Here is a 16953-nt window from a genome sequence, read left to right as displayed (position 1 = left end):
TGGCCAAGACTAGCATCCGCTCTACCTTGCGGCGACTGGGGAAAACGAAACTTCGTACACACGGCTTCTCGACGCTAAACTCACCCCATCCAAGCACCTGCCTCAAAGGTATTCCACGATGCTCAAGCAAACCCTGGCCACCGCTGCACTGCTCGGCTCGCTCCTCGCCGCCTCGTCGGTATTTGCCCACGCCCATCTGAAAAGCGAGACACCCGCCGCCGACAGCACCGTGAGCGCCCCATCGGAACTGCGCCTGGTGTTTTCCGAAGGCGTTGAATCGACCTTCAGCAAGGTCACGATCCGCAAGGACGGGGCCGAGGTGCCGGTCAAGAGCCTGGCCACCGAGGGCAGCGACAGGAAAACCCTGGTCGTCACGCCAGCCGCGCCTTTGGCAGCGGGCGCCTACAAAGTCGAATGGCATGCGGTCTCGGTCGATACCCACAAAAGCGAAGGCGCCTATAGCTTCAAGGTCGGCCAGTAATTCATGACGAGCGCGATGGTGTTGTGTCGTTTCCTGCATTTCACCGTGGTGCTGATGCTGTTCGGGGCCTGGATGTTCAGGCCTCTGCTGTTTGGCCGTGAAACAGCGCTGGAGCAACCGCTGGGACGTATCGCCCGCTGGCTTTGTGCAGTGGCGCTGGTCAGCGGCGTCTGCTGGTTGCTGCTGATCACCGCCAGCATGGCCGGGACCTGGAACTCGGCATTCGAGCCGTCGACGTTAAGCCTGGTGCTGGGCAAAACGTTTTTCGGTCAGGTCTGGCGCTGGCATTTGCTGATCAATGGGTTATTGGTGGCGCTGTTGCTGTCGCCATGGCGTTCGAACTTCCCGCTGCGCATGGGCCTTGCCGGCCTTCTGCTGGCCACCCTTGCCCCGGTCGGCCACGGCGCGATGCTGGATGGTCTGAGCGGCCAGTTGCTGATCCTCAATCAAATCATTCACCTGATCTGCGTCGGCGCCTGGCTCGGCGGGCTGATGCTGTTGGTCATGGTCCTGCGTCAACCTGACGGCCATGCCGTCGGTGAAATCCTGCGGCGCTTCAGCGGTGTCGGTTACGCCCTGGTCGCGGGGTTGGTGTTGACCGGACTGATCAACGTACGGGTGCTGACCGGGGCCTTTTGGCCGACGCCGTTGCTGACCGGGTTCGCGTTGATTCTGCTGATCAAGGTGTCGCTGGTCGGCGTGATGTTGGGCCTGGCACTGTTCAATCGGTTGCAGGTCAGGGACAACGGGCAACGCCTGCCGACCTTGCGGGCCAGCGTAATCCTGGAATGGTTTCTGGGGATGGGCGCGGTGGCGGCGGTTTCACTGTTGGGAACCATGCCCCCCATGATCGCAGGCTGAACGATCCCCTGTAGGAGCTGCCGCAGGCGGCGATCTCTTGATCTTAAGCTGCTGATCCGAAATCAATGTCGTCGTACAACTTCTGATTGACAACCCCTGAACGCCTCGCAAATAATCGCCCCCAATGTTGTACGACGACGTATGACAACTATAAAAACAAAAAGCACCAAGGGAGCGTTACTGTGAGCAAGCTCGTCCGCAATTCCGTCTGCACCCCTCGCCCGAACTTCGTACGCCGTCATACCCTAAGCCTGATTGGTTGCAGTGGCCTGGCACTTGCCTTGCCAATGTCGAGTCATGCCGAAGGCTTCACTGATGACGCAAAAGCTACGCTGAACCTGCGTAACGCTTACTTCAATCGCAACTACATCAACCCGGCCTACCCACAAGGCAAGGCTGAAGAGTGGACGCAGAACTTCATCCTCGACGCCAAGTCCGGCTTCACCCAAGGCTTCGTCGGTTTCGGCGTCGATGTACTCGGCCTGTACTCGCAGAAACTCGACGGTGGTAAAGGTACCGGCGGCACGCAACTGTTGCCTATTCACGATGACGGCCGCCCTGCCGACAACTTCGGCCGCCTCGGTGTGGCACTGAAAGGCAAGGTCTCTAAAACCGAACTGAAGGTTGGCGAGTGGATGCCGGTGCTGCCGATCCTGCGCTCGGATGACGGCCGTTCCCTGCCGCAAACCTTCCGCGGCGGCCAGGTGACCTCCACCGAGATCAGCGGCCTGACGCTCTATGGCGGCCAGTTCCGGCAGAACAGCCCGCGCAACGACGCGAGCATGGAAGACATGTTCATGAACGGCAAATCGGCGGCCTTCACCTCGGACCGTTTCAACTTTGGCGGCGGTGAATACACCTTCAACGACAAGCACACCCAGGTTGGCGTCTGGTACGCGGAACTCAGCGATATTTACCAGCAGCAGTATTTCAACCTCAACCACAGCCAGCCGCTCGGTGACTGGACGCTGGGCGCCAACCTCGGGTTCTTCAACGGCAAGGAAAATGGCAGCGCACTGGCCGGCGACCTCGATAACAAAACCGCATTCGCCATGCTCTCGGCCAAGTACGGCGGCAGCACCTTCTATGTCGGCCTGCAAAAACTCACCGGCGACGATGTCTGGATGCGGGTCAACGGCACCAGTGGCGGCACCCTGGCGAACGACAGCTACAACTCCAGCTACGACAACGCCCGGGAAAAATCCTGGCAGTTGCGCCACGACTACAATTTTGTGGCCCTCGGCATTCCCGGCCTGACCCTGATGAACCGCTACATCAGCGGCGATAACGTGCACACCGGGGCGATCACCGACGGCAAGGAATGGGGCCGCGAATCGGAACTGGCCTACACCGTGCAGAGCGGCGTGCTGAAAAACCTCAACGTCAAATGGCGCAACGCGAGCATCCGCAAGAACTTCAGTACCAACGAATTTGATGAAAACCGTATTTTTATCAGCTACCCGATTTCGTTGCTGTAAGAGCCTCGCAGGCTGACTACTCACCTGTAGGAGCGAGCTTGCTCGCGATGGACTGAAGGGCACCGCGTTTATCCAGAAAATACGCGTTATCGTTGACGTCCATCGCGAGCAAGCTCGTTCCTACAGGGACTGCCGCAGATGCCCTCCGTCATTTCCTGCCAATGTTGCGTTGACAAAACCCGGACACCCTAACGATACTTTGATCTAGTCGTACGACAACCTACAACGAACTCAACAACAATAAATTGCGCTCCAGGGACTACCATGACCACTACTCCTACAGCCCCTTTCAATCGCCTGCTTCTGACCGGCGCCGCCGGTGGCCTCGGTAAAGTGCTGCGCGAAAGCCTGCGCCCGCTCGCCAAGGTGATTCGCCTGTCGGATATTGCCGACCTCGCACCGGCCATCGATGATCGCGAAGAAGTCGTGACGTGCGACCTTTCCGACAAGCAAGCCGTGCATCAACTGGTCGAAGGCGTCGATGCCATCTTGCACTTCGGCGGCGTGTCGGTTGAGCGCCCGTTCGAGGAAATCCTCGGCGCCAACATCTGCGGCGTATTCCACATCTACGAAGCCGCGCGCCGTCATGGCGTGAAGCGCGTGATTTTCGCCAGCTCCAACCACGTCATCGGTTTCTACAAACAGGATGAAGTGATTGACGCTCGCTCCCCTCGCCGTCCGGACAGCTACTACGGCTTGTCCAAGTCCTACGGCGAAGACATGGCCAGTTTCTACTTCGACCGCTACGGCATCGAGACCGTCAGCATCCGCATCGGCTCGTCCTTTGCGGAACCGCAAAACCGCCGCATGATGAGTACCTGGCTAAGCTTCGGCGACCTGACTCAATTGATCGAACGCGCGCTGTCTGCGCCGAACGTCGGCCACACCGTGGTCTATGGCGCGTCCGACAACAAGAACGTCTGGTGGGACAACCGCTACGCCACCAGCCTCGGTTACCAGCCACAGGACAGCTCTGAAGTATTCCGCGATAAAATCGAAGCCCAACCAATGCCGGCCGCCGATGACCCGGCCATGGTTTATCAGGGTGGTGCGTTTGTCGCGTCTGGCCCGTTCGGCGACTGAGTCACCGCGTTGCACTTGATTTCCACTTTGAACACAAGGTTGCCATGCAAGCCGAATTGATTGTCGATGCCCGCAACGCGGTCGGTGAAAGCCCGGTCTGGGTCCCCGAGGAAAACGCCTTGTACTGGGTCGACATTCCTGCCGGAGCACTCCAGCGCTGGCGTGCCGACAGTGGCATTGTCGACACCTGGATTGCGCCGGAGATGCTCGCCTGCATCACACGTAGTAGCGCAGGCGGCTGGGTGGCCGGCATGGAAAGTGGTTTTTTTCACCTGCGCCCGCACAACGACGGCAACCTCGACAGCGATCTGCTGGCCCACGTCGACCATGCCCGCACCGACATGCGCCTGAACGATGGACGCTGCGATCGCCAGGGCCGCTTCTGGGCGGGGAGCATGGTGCTGAACATGGGTGCCAACGCCGCTGATGGCGCGCTTTATCGCTACAGTGCCGGACAACGCGGGCCCGTCGACGCTCAGCTCAGCGGATTTATCGTGCCCAACGGCCTGGGCTTCAGCCCGGACGGGACAACCATGTACCTATCGGACTCCCATCCCTTGTCGCGGCAGATCTGGGCTTTCGACTATGACATCGAGCGCGGTACGCCCTCCAACCGCAGGGTGTTTGTCGACATGACCCAGTTTCCCGGGCGCCCCGACGGCGCCGCCGTCGATGCCGACGGCTGCTATTGGATCTGCGCCAACGACGCCGGGTTGATTCATCGTTTTACCCCTGACGGTCGACTGGATCGGTCGCTTACCGTGCCGGTCAAAAAACCGAGCATGTGCGCCTTCGGTGGCAGTCGACTGGACACCTTGTTCGTGACCTCGATCCGCCCCGGTGACGACCAGGATGAACAGTCGCTGGCGGGTGGGGTGTTTGCGCTGGATCCCGGCGTGACAGGTTTGCCTGAGCCATTGTTCAACAATGGCTAACGTCAAAAGATCGCAGCCTTCGGCAGCTCCTACATTGACCGCGCACACCGTGATATTGCGGATGTACCCGAACCTGGTAGGAGCTGCCGCAGGCTGCGATCTGTTCATCCATTCAACGCAAGATGAATAACCATGACACTCATCGAACTGGAAGACGATCTCACCCACCTCACCCTCGCGCCTGAAACCGGGGCAAGCATCGTCAACTGGACCGTACGCAGCACCGGCCAGCCGTTGTTGCGTCACAGCGATGCCCACGCGCTCAACACCGGTCTGCCGGGCAAACTCGGTTGCTATCCGTTGGCGCCATGGTCGAACCGAATTGCCGAAGGCGGCTTCGACTGCCCCGAAGGCTGGCTCGCACTCCCGCCCAACAGCCTCACCGATCCGCTACCGATTCACGGCAGCGCCTGGCAACAGCCATGGCGAGTGGTTTCGCAGGCGCCGAATGAAGTCGTCCTGCAACTCCACAGCGTGACGCCCTTCGCCTATCGCGCAACGCAACGTTTTCATTTGCACGACGGCAAGCTCAGCATCGATTTGCAAGTCACCCACCTGGCTGAAAATGCGGCCTGGCACGGGCTCGGTTTGCATCCTTACTTTCCGCGCACCGCCAACACAAGGTTGCAGGCCCAGGCCCGGCAAGTCTGGTTATGCGACGCCACCAAATTGCCGACCCGACTTGATTCGTTACCGGTTGAATGGGATTTCCAGCAGCTCAAGGGATTGCCCGAGACGCTGGTCGACAACGGTTTCTGCGAATGGGATGGCCACTGCCTGATCCAGCAACCCGACCTCGGTTATGAACTGGAATGCCAGGCCAGCGGCAGCGATTACTACCTGCTCTACTGCCCGGTGGGCCTGGCGTTTTTCTGTATTGAACCGGTGAGCCATCCGGTCAATGCGCATCACTTGCCTGGCCGTCCGGGGTTGCGTTTGCTGGAGCAAGGTCAATCCACTGAACTGGGTTTCAGCCTGCACTATCGCGAACTGGGCTAACCCAGCATCTGACTGAGCACCGCGCGCAACTTGCCGGGTTTCACCGGTTTATTCAGCAACGGGGCCTCGAGTCGTTGCAGCGAGCGCCGACACTGGTCGGTACGGTCGGCGGTGATGATGACCGCTGGAATCGTCTGGCTGAAATGCTTGCGCAAGTGCCTCACCACCTCACAGCCCACGATCCCGTGATCAAGGTGATAGTCCGCCAGAATCAGTTCTGGCGCCTGCCCCTGCAACGCCAGCAACGCCGACGCTTCATCGGTGGCGGTCACCACTTCGCAACCCCACTGCCCGAGCAACGCGCTCATGCTTTCGAGGATGCTCACCTCATTGTCCAGCACCAGCAATCGCCGGCCCGGCAACGGATTGCCCGTGCCAGGCTGCGGTGCCGCCAGACTGATGGGCAGCGGAACCTCATGGGAAATCGGCACGTCGATGCTGAACATCGAACCGCGTCCCGGCAACGAATGAACCTGAATCCTGTAGTCGAGAATCTTCGCGATCCGTTCGACAATCGCCAACCCGAGGCCGACGCCCTTGCGGTCAGCGGCGCGACCGACGTCCAGTTGGTTGAACTCGAGAAAGATCGAATCCAGACGATCCGATGCAATCCCACGCCCGGTGTCCCAGACCTCCAGGCGCAGCATCTCGCCACGACGTCGCGCGCCCAGCAGGATGCTGCCTTCGTCGGTGTAGCGGCAGGCGTTGCTGAGGAAGTTGCGCAGGATACGGGTCATCAAGCGCAAATCAGTATGAACGGCGTAATCGCCCATGTGCACCCGCAGGTTCAAGCCGGCCGCTTGTGCCACTGACTGGAACTCGGAGACCAGCGGCCCGAGCAATTCGTCGAGACGGTACAGCGCGACGTCCGGCTTGACCGCCGCCTGATCGAGCCGGGAAATATCCAGCAGATCGGTAAGCAGATCTTCCGCCCCTTCCAGCGCCTGGTGCGTACGCTCCACCAGCACCTGTTCGACGTCGGGCAGTTTGCGTTCGCGCAAGGTCGATATCAGCAAGCGCGCGGCGTTGAGCGGTTGCAACAGGTCGTGGCTGGCGGCGGCGAGGTATTTGTCTTTGCTGCGATTGGCAGCCTGGGCGGCGTCACGGGCATCGCGCAGTGCCTGTTCGACTTGTTCACGCTGGGTGATCTGCTGTTGCAGGTTGCGGTTGGCTTCCAGCAATTCATCGGTGCGCGCGGTGACGCGCTGCTCCAGTTGGTCATTGAGCTGTTGCAGGCGTTGCTGGGCCAGTTTGCGTTCGGTGATGTCGGCGACAAAGCCTTCCACCAGCCCTTCCTGATCGGGCTTGAGCAGCAGGTTCATCAACACGTCGAGGCTGCTGCCATCCTTGCGCCGAAGTTGCGTTTCGTAACCGTGCAAGCTGCCCTGGTGCCTGAGGATTTCGCCAATGTTTTCCAGCTCCGCTGCACCGCCGACAAACAGGTTGCTGGCCAGGTCCGCCAGGGAGAACAGCACCTCTTGCGGGTCGTGGTAGCCGAGCATCCGCGCCAGCGCCGGGTTGGCGGCGCGCATGCCCTCAAGCAAGCTCGCCTGGAAGATCCCGAGAACGGCGTTTTCGAACAGCCATTTGTAGCGATTGCGCTCGGCCTCCAGTTCGTCGAGGCGCGCCGCCAGTTCCGGGTAATGGCTCTTGCGCGCCGAGTGACTGCCTAATCCCAGTAACCCGGCCAGCGCCCGTTGTTGCTCGTCAGAGCGCTTCGCCATAGACGACCTCGACATCACGCTGACTGGATTCGCGCGGATTGGTGAGAATGCACGGGTCGTGCATGGCGTGTTGGGAGAGGAACGGAATGTCCGCCGTGCTGACCCCGTGCAAGCCGAGGGTTTCATGGAAGCCGATCGCATGCTTGAGGGCGATCAGATGCTCAACCAGACGCGCGCAAATCTGTCGATGATTGAGGCCTCTGCAGTCGATGCCGAACGTCTCGGCGATCACCTTGAAGCGATCCGGCGCCGAGCTGTAGTTGAACGCGACGACGTGTTCCACCAGCACCGCGTTGCATAAGCCGTGGGGCAAGTCGAGAAACCCGCCGAGGCTGTGGGACATCGCGTGCACCGCGCCGAGGATCGCGTTGGAGAACGCCAGCCCGGCTTGCATGCTGCCGAGCATGATTTTCTCGCGCAGGGCGATGTCCGTCGGGTTGGCGATCATTTGCACCAGGTTGCCGTTGATCAAGCGCATCGCTTCAAGTGCATGGGGATCGGTCAGCGGCCCGTGACCGGTGGAGACGAAGGCTTCGATGGCGTGCACCAACGCGTCGATGCCAGTACACGCCGAGAGGAACGGATCCATGCTCAGGGTGGTTTCCGGGTCGATCAACGACACGTCCGGCACCACCGCTTTGCTGACGATGGAGAACTTCATGCGTTCTTGCTGGTTGGAGATGATCACGAATTGCGAGACGTCCGCCGAGGTGCCGGCGGTGGTCGGAATCAGGATCAGCGGCGGGCTGGGCACGCGGATGGTGTCCACACCCTCGAATTCAAGGATGCTGCGCCCGTGGGCGACGACGATGCCGATGCCTTTGCCACAATCCATCGGGCTACCGCCGCCGACGGCCACGATCACGTCGCAATGGTTTTCCCGGTACAACTCGGCGCCGAGCATGACTTCTTCGACCCGAGGGTTGGGCGAAACGTCGCTATACAAGAAGTAGTCGATGCCCTGGGCTTGCAGGCTGGCCTCGACATCGGCGACCCAACCGGCGGCAATCACCCCGGGATCGCTGACCACAAGGACCTTGCGGGCGCCAAACGTCTTGGCGTAGTTGCCGACGTTGTGCCGGCAGCCGGCGCCGAAGATGATTTCAGGTGAAACGAATTTACGCAGCTGGCTGAGACTCTGGCTCATTGGAAAGCCTGTTTTTTATTGTTTTGAAAGGTAAAGCCACACTAACCCATCCGGCTGCGAATGCAATCAGACCAATGGGGTAGCGGGTTCCTGTATCCACCGCAGATCAACTGTGGGAGCGGGCTTGCTCGCGAAGGCGGTGGGCCAGTCAATATCAATACCGACTGACACACCGCTTTCGCGAGCAAGCCCGCTCCCACAAGGGAAGTACGTAGCGTCCTATCCGCGATAAATCAATCGCGAGGCCTTCTCGTTGCGCAACGTCAGGTGTTCCATGCCCTGCCCCGGCGCATCAGCTTCCTCGCGGGCCTTGAGGATTACACCGTGGTGCGCAGACTTGCTGCACACCGGATCGGCATTGGCGGCGTCGCCGGTCAGCATGAACGCCTGGCAACGGCAGCCGCCGAGGTCCTTGTGCTTTTCATCGCAGGAGCGGCAGGGTTCTTTCATCCAGTCATCGCCGCGAAAGCGGTTGAAACCAAACGAGTCGTTCCAGATGTGCGAGAGGCTGTGCTCGCGCACATTGGGAAACTGCACCGGCAACTGCCGGGCGCTGTGGCAAGGAAGTGCGGTGCCGTCCGGGGTGATGTCGAGAAACAGATTGGCCCAACCGTTCATGCAGGTCTTGGGGCGCTCTTCGTAATAGTCCGGGGTGACAAAGATCAGCTTACACGGGTGTCCCTGTGCCTCCAGGCGCTCGCGGTATTCGTTGGTGATGCGCTCGGCGCGCTGCAATTGTTCGCGGGTCGGCAACAGACCGACGCGGTTGAGTTCGGCCCAGCCGTAGAACTGGCAGGTGGCCAATTCGACGAAATCTGCCTCCAGCTCCAGGCATAAGTCGATGATCTGCGCGATCTGATCGATGTTGTGCCGATGGGTCACAAAATTCAGCACCATCGGGTAACCCTGGGCTTTCACCGCGCGGGCCATGGCGAGCTTCTGCGCGAAGGCTTTGCGCGAGCCGGCGAGCATGTTGTTCACGGCCTCATCGGCGGCTTGAAAACTGATCTGGATATGGTCGAGCCCGGCGACCTTGAAGTCGCGGACCTTTTGCTCGGTCAAGCCGATGCCGGAAGTGATGAGATTGGTGTAGTAGCCCATGCCCCGGGCGGCTTTGATCAGCTGTGCCAGGTCCTGTCGAACCAGCGGCTCGCCACCGGAAAACCCCAGTTGCGCGGCGCCCATCTCCCGCGCCTCGCGGAACACGCGAATCCATTCTTCGGTGCTCAGTTCTTCCCCCGACTGGGCGAAATCCAGCGGGTTGGAACAGTAAGGGCATTGCAGCGGACAGCGGTAGGTCAGCTCCGCCAACAGCCAGAGCGGTGGACCGGGTGCTTGATCGATCAGGCTCACAGGGAAATCCCCCGGTGCCACACGTTTTCGCGGGTGACCGTGTGATACGGCGGCCGTTCCAGCTCGTATGCCATGCTCATGGCATCCAACATGCTCCAGAGCACGTCGAGCTTGAATTGCAGGATCTCCAGCATGCGCTGCTGGCCTTCGAGCGTGACGTAATGCCCGAGGGTGATACGCAAACCGTGCTGGACATCGCGCCGCGCCTGACCCAGGCGCGTGCGGAAATAGTCGTAACCGGCGACATCGATCCAAGGGTAATGCGTCGGCCAGGCGTCGAGCCGGGATTGGTGGATGTGCGGGGCAAACAATTCGGTCAGCGAACTGCTCGCAGCTTCCTGCCAACAGGCGCGGCGAGCGAAGTTGACGTAGGCGTCGACGGCGAACCGCACGCCCGGCAACACCAGCGCCTGGGAAAGCATCTGTTCGCGACCCAGTCCCACTGCTTCACCCAAGCGCAGCCAGGCTTCGATGCCGCCTTCGCTGCCGGGGACGCCGTCGTGGTCGAGGATGCGTTGCAGCCATTCCCGACGCATCTCGCGGTCCGGGCAGTTGGCGAGGATGGCGGCGTCCTTTAGCGGGATGTTGACCTGGTAATAAAAGCGGTTGGCGACCCAGCCCTGAATCTGTTCGCGGGTGGCGCGGCCGGCGTACATGGCTTGGTGGAAGGGGTGATGGATGTGGTAGTAGGCGCCTTTGGCGCGCAGGGCCGCTTCGAATTCAATGGGGGTCATGGGTGAGTCTGTCATTGCTGTTCTCCGGGGAACAACCGGTGGATTGTGCGGTGTCTGGTCTGGCCCTTTCGCGAGCAAGCCCGCTCCCACAGTGGATCTGTTGCGTATACAAGTCCCCTGTGGGAGCGGGCTTGCTCGCGAAAGGGCCATCCGCTACAACACGATGTCCATGCCATCAAACGCCACCTCGATGCTACGGCGTTCCAGCAACGCGCGCTCCGCCGAGTCTTCATCCAGGATCGGGTTGGTGTTGTTGATATGGATGAGCACCTTGCGCTGGCGCGTGAAACCCTCCAGCACCTCAAGCATGCCGCCGGGCCCGCTCTGCGACAGGTGCCCCATCTCACTGCCCAGACTCTGGCCGACTTCGCACACGCGCATCTCGTCGTCGCGCCACAACGTGCCGTCCAGTAGCAAGCAATCGGCACGTTGCATCCAGCTCAACACTTCGTCATCGACTTGGCCCAGGCCCGGCGCATAAAACAGCGAAGCGCCACTGCGCAGGTCTTCGATAAACAGGCCAATGGTGTCGCCGGGTTGCGGGTTACCGCGATTCGGCGAGTACGGCGGTGCGTTACTGACCAGGGGAATCGCCCGAAACTGCAGGTGCTCGCAGCCCGCAATCCTGAACGGTTCGCGGTCGAGGCCGATGGGCTGCCACTGCAAGCCGCCGTTCCAGTGTTCAAGCATGGGAAATAACGGGAAGCCGCTACTCAGGTCCTGGTGAACCCGGTCGGTGCACCACACCGAGTGCGGGCAACCTTCGCGCAGGCTCAACAGGCCGGTGCAATGGTCGATCTGGCTGTCGATCAGGACGACACCGGCAATCGCCGTGTCGCGCAATCGCCGTGCTGGTTGCAGGGGCGCGAAACCCTCGAGTTGCGCGCGGATATCCGGTGAAGCATTGCACAGCACCCACTCCACGCCGTTGTCGCTCAGGGCAATGGATGACTGCGTGCGACGTTGCCCCCGCAGGCTGCCATCGCGCACACCCGTGCACTGGCGGCAATTGCAGTTCCATTGCGGGAAACCACCGCCAGCGGCGGAACCGAGTACGCGGATGTGCATGGGCGATGCTCCAGGAGGCAGGCCCGGCCAACGCAACGGCTGGCCGGGTGAACAATCAACGGTTGGCGAAATACATCGTCACTTCAAAGCCAATGCGCAGATCGGTAAACGCGGGTTTATTCCACATGGGTCAAGCCTCTTCTTGTGCCGGGCAATTCCGGTAAAGCCATTAATGCACGAGCCGCCAGGCACCCGAATGCTACTTTCGAAGGAGGTGGCGGCGTGCGTTGGTAGGGGGTGAAAGGGTCCTGCCAGAACATAACGAACCCCTGTAGGAGCTGCCGCAGGCTGCGATCTTTTGATTTTCAAGATCAAAAGATCGCAGCCTTCGGCAGCTCCTACAGGGGCGGTGTAGAGCCGATGACTTTTTTGATACAGGGTTAGAAGAACCCCAGCGGATTGATGTCGTAGCTCACCAGCAGATTTTTGGTCTGCTGATAGTGGTCGAGCATCATCTTGTGGTTTTCACGGCCGACACCGGATTTCTTGTAGCCACCAAAGGCGGCATGGGCCGGGTACAAGTGGTAGCAATTGGTCCAGACGCGCCCGGCCTTGATCGCCCGGCCCATGCGGTAGGCGCGGTTGATGTCGCGTGTCCACAGACCGGCGCCAAGGCCGAATTCGCTGTCGTTGGCGATGGCCAGGGCTTCGGCTTCGTCCTTGAAGGTGGTGACACCCACCACCGGGCCAAAGATTTCTTCCTGGAACACACGCATCTTGTTGTGGCCCTTGAGCAGCGTCGGCTGGATGTAATAGCCCGTGGACAAGTCGCCTTCCAGACGCTCTGCCGCGCCGCCGATGAGCAGCTCGGCGCCCTCCTCCTGGGCAATTTTCAGGTACGAGAGGATCTTGTCGTACTGCTGCTCGGACGCCTGGGCGCCGACCATGGTTTCAGTGTCCAGCGGATTGCCGCGCTTGATCTTGACGATCTTCTTCATGACCTCGGCCATGAACGGTTCGTAGATCGATTCCTGCACCAGCGCTCGAGACGGACAGGTGCAGACTTCCCCCTGGTTGAAGAACGCCAGCACCAGACCTTCAGCGGCTTTTTCGATGAACTGCGGCTCGGCGTTCATGATGTCTTCGAAGAAGATGTTCGGCGACTTTCCACCCAGTTCGACGGTACTTGGAATGATGTTCTCGGCGGCGCAATGCATGATATGCGCGCCCACCGGGGTGGAGCCGGTGAAGGCAATTTTGGCGATGCGCTTGCTGGTGGCCAGCGCTTCACCGGCTTCACGACCGAAGCCCTGAACGATGTTCAGCACGCCGGCCGGCAGCAAGTCGACGATCAGCTCGGCGAACACCATGATCGACAGCGGCGTCTGCTCGGCAGGTTTGAGCACCACGCAGTTACCAGCGGCCAGGGCCGGGGCGAGTTTCCAGGCGGCCATCAGCAGCGGGAAGTTCCACGGGATGATCTGCCCGACCACGCCCAGCGGCTCGTGGAAGTGATAGGCGGTGGTCAGCTCATTGATCTCGGCGGCGCCGCCTTCCTGAGCGCGAATGCACCCGGCGAAGTAACGGAAATGGTCGGCAGCCAGCGGCACGTCGGCGTTCAGGGTTTCGCGCACGGCTTTGCCGTTGTCCCAGCTTTCGGTGACTGCGAGGACTTCCAGGTTTTGCTCGATACGGTCGGCGATTTTCAGCAGCACCAGGGAGCGATCCTGCGCAGAGGTCTTGCCCCAGGCATCGGCGGCGGCATGGGCCGCGTCGAGGGCTTTTTCGATGTCGACGGCGCTGGAGCGCGGGAACTCGGCGATCACTTCACCGGTAACCGGCGAGGTGTTGGTGAAGTACTCGCCATTGACCGGGGCGACGAACTCGCCGCCGATGAAATTGCCGTAGCGCGCTTTGAAGGAAACGACGGCGCCGGGGGTGCCAGGTTGTGCGTAGATCATGGTGAGCCTCAGTCTGGGTCGATGCCTGTCGGGCAAACAGGCGATGAATCGATAGTAGAGAGCCCCGCCTGCCAGACGAATGCGCCGTTGGCAGGGGGACTCTCGTTATTTGGTAGTAGGAGCGAGCTTGCTCGCGATGGTCATCAACGCTGACGCTGGCAACCTGACACGCCGCGGCGGTCTCCGGTTTTTCGCGAACGAGCTCGCTCCTACAAGGGTTGTGCGGTGGTCAATGTTTGGCCACGAGGTCTTTCGGCAACTTGAAGGTCCAGAGCATCCCGCCCTGGTTGAAGTCCTTGATCCGCTTGGCCACTTCGCCGCCCCACAGCGGCACCGCACCACCCCAGCCCGAGAGCACCGAGACGTACTGTTCGCCGTCCATTTCCCAGGTCACAGGCGAGCCGAGTACACCGGAGCCGGTCTGGAATTCCCAAACCTTTTCGCCCGTCTTGGCATTGAAGGCCTGGAGGAAACCTTCCGGCGTACCGGTGAACACCAGGTTGCCCTTGGTGGTCAGCACCCCGCCCCACAGCGGCGCGTAGTTCTTGTGGCGCCAGACTTCCTTGCCGGTGACCGGATCAATGGCGCGCAGTACGCCGATGTAGTCTTCGTTCAACGGCTTGATGGTGAAACCGGCACCCAGGAACGCTGCGCCTTTCTTGTAGGCGATGCCTTCGTTCCAGATGTCCATGCCCCACTCGTTGGACGGCACGTAGAACAGCTTGGTGTCCTTGTTGTAGGCCATCGGCATCCAGTTTTTCGCGCCGAGAAACGCAGGCGCTACAAACACTGAACTGCCTTTGGCTTCAGTGCCCGGGGCACCAGGGCGACTGGCTTCGTTGTAGATCGGCCGGCCATCCTTATCCAGGCCGGTGGCCCAGGTGATCTTGTCGACGAACGGGAAACCACGAATGAATTTTCCGTTGGTGCGGTCCAGCACGTAGAAGAAACCGTTACGGTCGGCGGTGGCCGCGGCTTTGATTTCCTTGCCGCCTTCGGTGTAGTTGAACGAGACCAGTTCGTTTACGCCGTCATAGTCCCAGCCATCGTGAGGCGTGCTCTGGAAGTGCCACTTGATGGTGCCGTCGTCCGGGTTCAGCGCCAGGCGCGATGAGGAGTAAAGGTTGTCGCCAGGGCGCAAGTGCGAGTTCCACGGCGCCGGGTTGCCGGTGCCGAACAGCAGCAGATTGGTTTCCGGGTCGTAGTAACCGCCCAGCCACGGCGCCGCGCCGCCGGTTTTCCAGAGATCGCCGGGCCAGGTCTTGCCGGCTTCACCGCCGGAGATACCGTTCTCTATCGCCTTGCCATCTTTGTAGACATAGCCCATGTGGCCTTCGACGGTCGGGCGGACCCACAGCAGATCGCCGTTTTTCGGGTCGTAAGCCGAGATTTTGCCCACCACACCGAACTCGCCACCGGCCACGCCGGTAATCAGTTTGCCGTTGATTACCAACGGCGCAGCGCTAATGGAATAGCCTTCCTTGTGATCGGCGACCTGCTTGCTCCACACCACCTTGCCGGTGTCTTTGTTCAGGGCCACAAGCTTGGCGTCGAGAGTGCCGAAGAACACCAGGTCGCCATACAGCGCCACGCCACGGTTGATCACGTCGCAGCACGGGCGGATGTCATCGGGCAGGCGTGCGTCGTACTGCCAGAGTTTTTTGCCGGTGCGTGCATCCACCGCGAACACGCGCGAGTAGGAGCCGGTCATGTACATCACGCCGTCCTTGATCATCGGCTGCGCTTGCTGACCGCGTTGCTTTTCACCGCCAAAGGAAAAGGCCCAGACCGGCCGCAGCTCCTTGACGTTATCGACGTTGAGGGTGTCCAGCGGACTGTAGCGCTGACCCTGGACGCCCAGACCGTTGGTGACGATCTGCTCCGGATTCTTGGGGTCCTGGAGAATGTCCTGATCGCTGACGGCAGCCAATGTCGAGCCGGACAACAGCATGGCGCTGAGCAGCACACTCAAGACGAAGGGTTGGCGACGTGCGGGTTGGGTCATGACGGCTACCTCTGCGGTTTTTGTTATACCCGGGGAATTTTCCCGGTCAGGTGCAGATTCTTGGGCGCCGACGCCCTTTCAACAATTGCCCGCAGTGCTGAGATTGCTAATCCCTTAGTACGGGGTCGGAGGTGATGAATGCTGGATTTGCGATCAATACCAGCGCCCTGTAGGAGCGAGCTTGCTCGCGATGGTGTGTCAGCTGCGTTGATGTCGACAGATACACCATCGCGAGCAAGCTCGCTCCTACAGTCGATGTGAGTCGACTCGGGTCATCTGTGCACGCTCGTAACGCGGATACAGGTGGCTGACGCTGCGGATCAGTTCATATCGGGTCAGGTTAATCCCGGAAAACCGCTCGGGGACAGGGCTGCGGATCATCTCGGCCATGTCGCTGCCGTGGGCGGCACCGTCGCGCATGAGCTGGTCGAGCCAGGTCAGGTAGTCGCGCATCTGCGCGAAGGGTTTTGCATCCGTGGCCACCGGTCCGTGGCCCGGAACGACCAGCGTCCACGGCAAGCCCTGAAGGGTCGCGATGTCCGCCAGCCACACCGACAACCCCGGGCTGTTGGGCGTGGTCAGTGCCCGTTGATAAAACACCAGGTCACCGGCAAACAGCACGCCGGTTTGCTGGTCGAGAATAGCCAGATCCGCGCCGGTGTGCCCACCCAGGCTCAGCAGGCGCAGTTCGTGATTCCCAAAATTTCGCACGCCGGGCGTCAGCGTTTCGGTCGGCAACAGCACTTCAGTCCCGCGCATCCAGTCCCCCACCAGCCGATACAGGTTCTCGGCCATCGCATCACCTTGCTGATGCAACAACTCAGTGGTGCCTGCCAGCGCGCCAATGGGTACGTCGCTGAAGGCCTGATTGCCCAGCACATGGTCCGGGTGATGATGGGTCAGCAGCACCTCAATCACCGGTTTGTCGGTGGTCGCGGCAATGGCCTTGCGCATGGCTTCGCCGTAGCGCTTCGACGGTCCGGTATCGATCACCACCACGCCGCGCTCGGTGACGATGAACGCGGTGTTGACGATGTTGCCGCCGTTAGCCTTGGCGAAATTGTCGGTACTGCCCTCCAGCAGCCAGGTGTCTTCGGCGATCTGTCGGGGCTTGAGCACGTAGTCGAGGTCGGCAAGGGCCGGCAGGCTCAGGCCCAGCAACAAAAACAGCATCCAGCGCATGA

At 60.8% G+C, this 16953-nt stretch carries 15 protein-coding genes; 6 read left to right on the top strand and 9 right to left on the bottom strand.

Features of this window, described 5'->3' with window-relative positions; all coding sequences use genetic code 11:
- Positions 1–118: 118 nt before the first annotated feature.
- The 6 genes from copC to ACA052_RS12625 all read left to right on the top strand — a co-directional run bounded on the left by copC (position 119) and on the right by ACA052_RS12625 (position 5837).
- A complete protein-coding gene (gene copC / locus ACA052_RS12650) occupies positions 119–481 on the top strand; it encodes a copper homeostasis periplasmic binding protein CopC (RefSeq protein WP_497649973.1) in 363 nt (120 codons plus the stop codon).
- A 3-nt stretch (positions 482–484) separates the two neighbouring features.
- A complete protein-coding gene (gene copD / locus ACA052_RS12645; protein WP_497649972.1) occupies positions 485–1342 on the top strand; it encodes a copper homeostasis membrane protein CopD in 858 nt (285 codons plus the stop codon).
- A 182-nt stretch (positions 1343–1524) separates the two neighbouring features.
- The gene (locus ACA052_RS12640) at positions 1525–2820 is read left to right on the top strand and encodes an OprD family porin (RefSeq protein WP_497649971.1); all 1296 of its coding nucleotides are present in this window, start codon (positions 1525–1527) and stop codon (positions 2818–2820) included.
- Between the two features lie 264 nt (positions 2821–3084).
- Entirely contained in the window at positions 3085–3903 is an 819-nt protein-coding gene (locus ACA052_RS12635) for an NAD-dependent epimerase/dehydratase family protein (protein WP_497649970.1), read from the top strand.
- Positions 3904–3947: 44 nt separating this feature from the next.
- On the top strand, positions 3948–4838 hold the full coding sequence (locus ACA052_RS12630) for an SMP-30/gluconolactonase/LRE family protein (RefSeq protein WP_497649969.1): 891 nt from the start codon (positions 3948–3950) through the stop codon (positions 4836–4838).
- A gap of 126 nt (positions 4839–4964) precedes the next feature.
- Complete coding sequence (locus ACA052_RS12625) at positions 4965–5837, top strand: aldose 1-epimerase (RefSeq protein ID WP_497650314.1); 873 nt, start codon at positions 4965–4967, stop codon at positions 5835–5837.
- Here the strand turns inward: ACA052_RS12625 and ACA052_RS12620 are convergent.
- The 9 genes from ACA052_RS12620 to ACA052_RS12580 form a co-directional block, all read right to left on the bottom strand.
- Positions 5834–7561: a hybrid sensor histidine kinase/response regulator gene (locus tag ACA052_RS12620; RefSeq protein WP_497649968.1), complete on the bottom strand. Its 1728-nt coding sequence runs from the start codon at positions 7559–7561 to the stop codon at positions 5834–5836. The two genes, ACA052_RS12625 and ACA052_RS12620, sit on opposite strands and share 4 nt — an antisense overlap.
- A complete protein-coding gene (gene ercA, locus ACA052_RS12615) occupies positions 7545–8708 on the bottom strand; it encodes an alcohol dehydrogenase-like regulatory protein ErcA (RefSeq protein WP_497649967.1) in 1164 nt (387 codons plus the stop codon). Before ercA ends, ACA052_RS12620 begins: the two co-directional genes overlap by 17 nt.
- Positions 8709–8927: 219 nt before the next feature.
- The gene (gene pqqE / locus ACA052_RS12610; RefSeq protein ID WP_497649966.1) at positions 8928–10061 is read right to left on the bottom strand and encodes a pyrroloquinoline quinone biosynthesis protein PqqE; all 1134 of its coding nucleotides are present in this window, start codon (positions 10059–10061) and stop codon (positions 8928–8930) included.
- Positions 10058–10810, bottom strand: coding sequence for a pyrroloquinoline-quinone synthase PqqC (pqqC, locus tag ACA052_RS12605; RefSeq protein ID WP_497649965.1), 753 nt, complete (start codon positions 10808–10810; stop codon positions 10058–10060). Before pqqC ends, pqqE begins: the two co-directional genes overlap by 4 nt.
- 138 nt (positions 10811–10948) lie before the next feature.
- Positions 10949–11863, bottom strand: coding sequence for a pyrroloquinoline quinone biosynthesis protein PqqB (pqqB, locus tag ACA052_RS12600; RefSeq protein WP_497649964.1), 915 nt, complete (start codon positions 11861–11863; stop codon positions 10949–10951).
- A gap of 55 nt (positions 11864–11918) precedes the next feature.
- Positions 11919–11990 carry a pyrroloquinoline quinone precursor peptide PqqA gene (gene pqqA, locus ACA052_RS12595; RefSeq protein WP_010455123.1) on the bottom strand — a complete coding sequence of 24 codons (72 nt, stop codon included), beginning with the start codon at positions 11988–11990 and terminating at the stop codon, positions 11919–11921.
- Positions 11991–12243: 253 nt separating this feature from the next.
- Positions 12244–13764, bottom strand: coding sequence for an acetaldehyde dehydrogenase ExaC (gene exaC / locus ACA052_RS12590; protein ID WP_497649963.1), 1521 nt, complete (start codon positions 13762–13764; stop codon positions 12244–12246).
- Positions 13765–13993: 229 nt separating this feature from the next.
- On the bottom strand, positions 13994–15769 hold the full coding sequence (locus ACA052_RS12585; protein WP_497649962.1) for a PQQ-dependent methanol/ethanol family dehydrogenase: 1776 nt from the start codon (positions 15767–15769) through the stop codon (positions 13994–13996).
- Between the two features lie 246 nt (positions 15770–16015).
- A complete protein-coding gene (locus ACA052_RS12580) occupies positions 16016–16951 on the bottom strand; it encodes a quinoprotein relay system zinc metallohydrolase 1 (protein WP_497649961.1) in 936 nt (311 codons plus the stop codon).
- Between the last annotated feature and the right edge of the window lie 2 nt (positions 16952–16953).

Source organism: Pseudomonas sp. LBUM1644 (assembly GCF_059716195.1).
This window is presented reverse-complemented; position numbering and strand designations above follow the sequence as displayed.

Coding starts and splice junctions, on each gene's coding strand:
- copC (WP_497649973.1), top strand. CDS start 119: ATGCTCAAGCAAACCCTGGCCACCGCTGCACTGCTCGGCTCGCTCCTC.
- copD (WP_497649972.1), top strand. CDS start 485: ATGACGAGCGCGATGGTGTTGTGTCGTTTCCTGCATTTCACCGTGGTG.
- ACA052_RS12635 (WP_497649970.1), top strand. CDS start 3,085: ATGACCACTACTCCTACAGCCCCTTTCAATCGCCTGCTTCTGACCGGC.
- ACA052_RS12630 (WP_497649969.1), top strand. CDS start 3,948: ATGCAAGCCGAATTGATTGTCGATGCCCGCAACGCGGTCGGTGAAAGC.
- ACA052_RS12620 (WP_497649968.1), bottom strand. CDS start 7,561: ATGGCGAAGCGCTCTGACGAGCAACAACGGGCGCTGGCCGGGTTACTG.
- ercA (WP_497649967.1), bottom strand. CDS start 8,708: ATGAGCCAGAGTCTCAGCCAGCTGCGTAAATTCGTTTCACCTGAAATC.
- pqqC (WP_497649965.1), bottom strand. CDS start 10,810: ATGACAGACTCACCCATGACCCCCATTGAATTCGAAGCGGCCCTGCGC.
- pqqB (WP_497649964.1), bottom strand. CDS start 11,863: ATGCACATCCGCGTACTCGGTTCCGCCGCTGGCGGTGGTTTCCCGCAA.
- exaC (WP_497649963.1), bottom strand. CDS start 13,764: ATGATCTACGCACAACCTGGCACCCCCGGCGCCGTCGTTTCCTTCAAA.
- ACA052_RS12585 (WP_497649962.1), bottom strand. CDS start 15,769: ATGACCCAACCCGCACGTCGCCAACCCTTCGTCTTGAGTGTGCTGCTC.
- ACA052_RS12580 (WP_497649961.1), bottom strand. CDS start 16,951: ATGCGCTGGATGCTGTTTTTGTTGCTGGGCCTGAGCCTGCCGGCCCTT.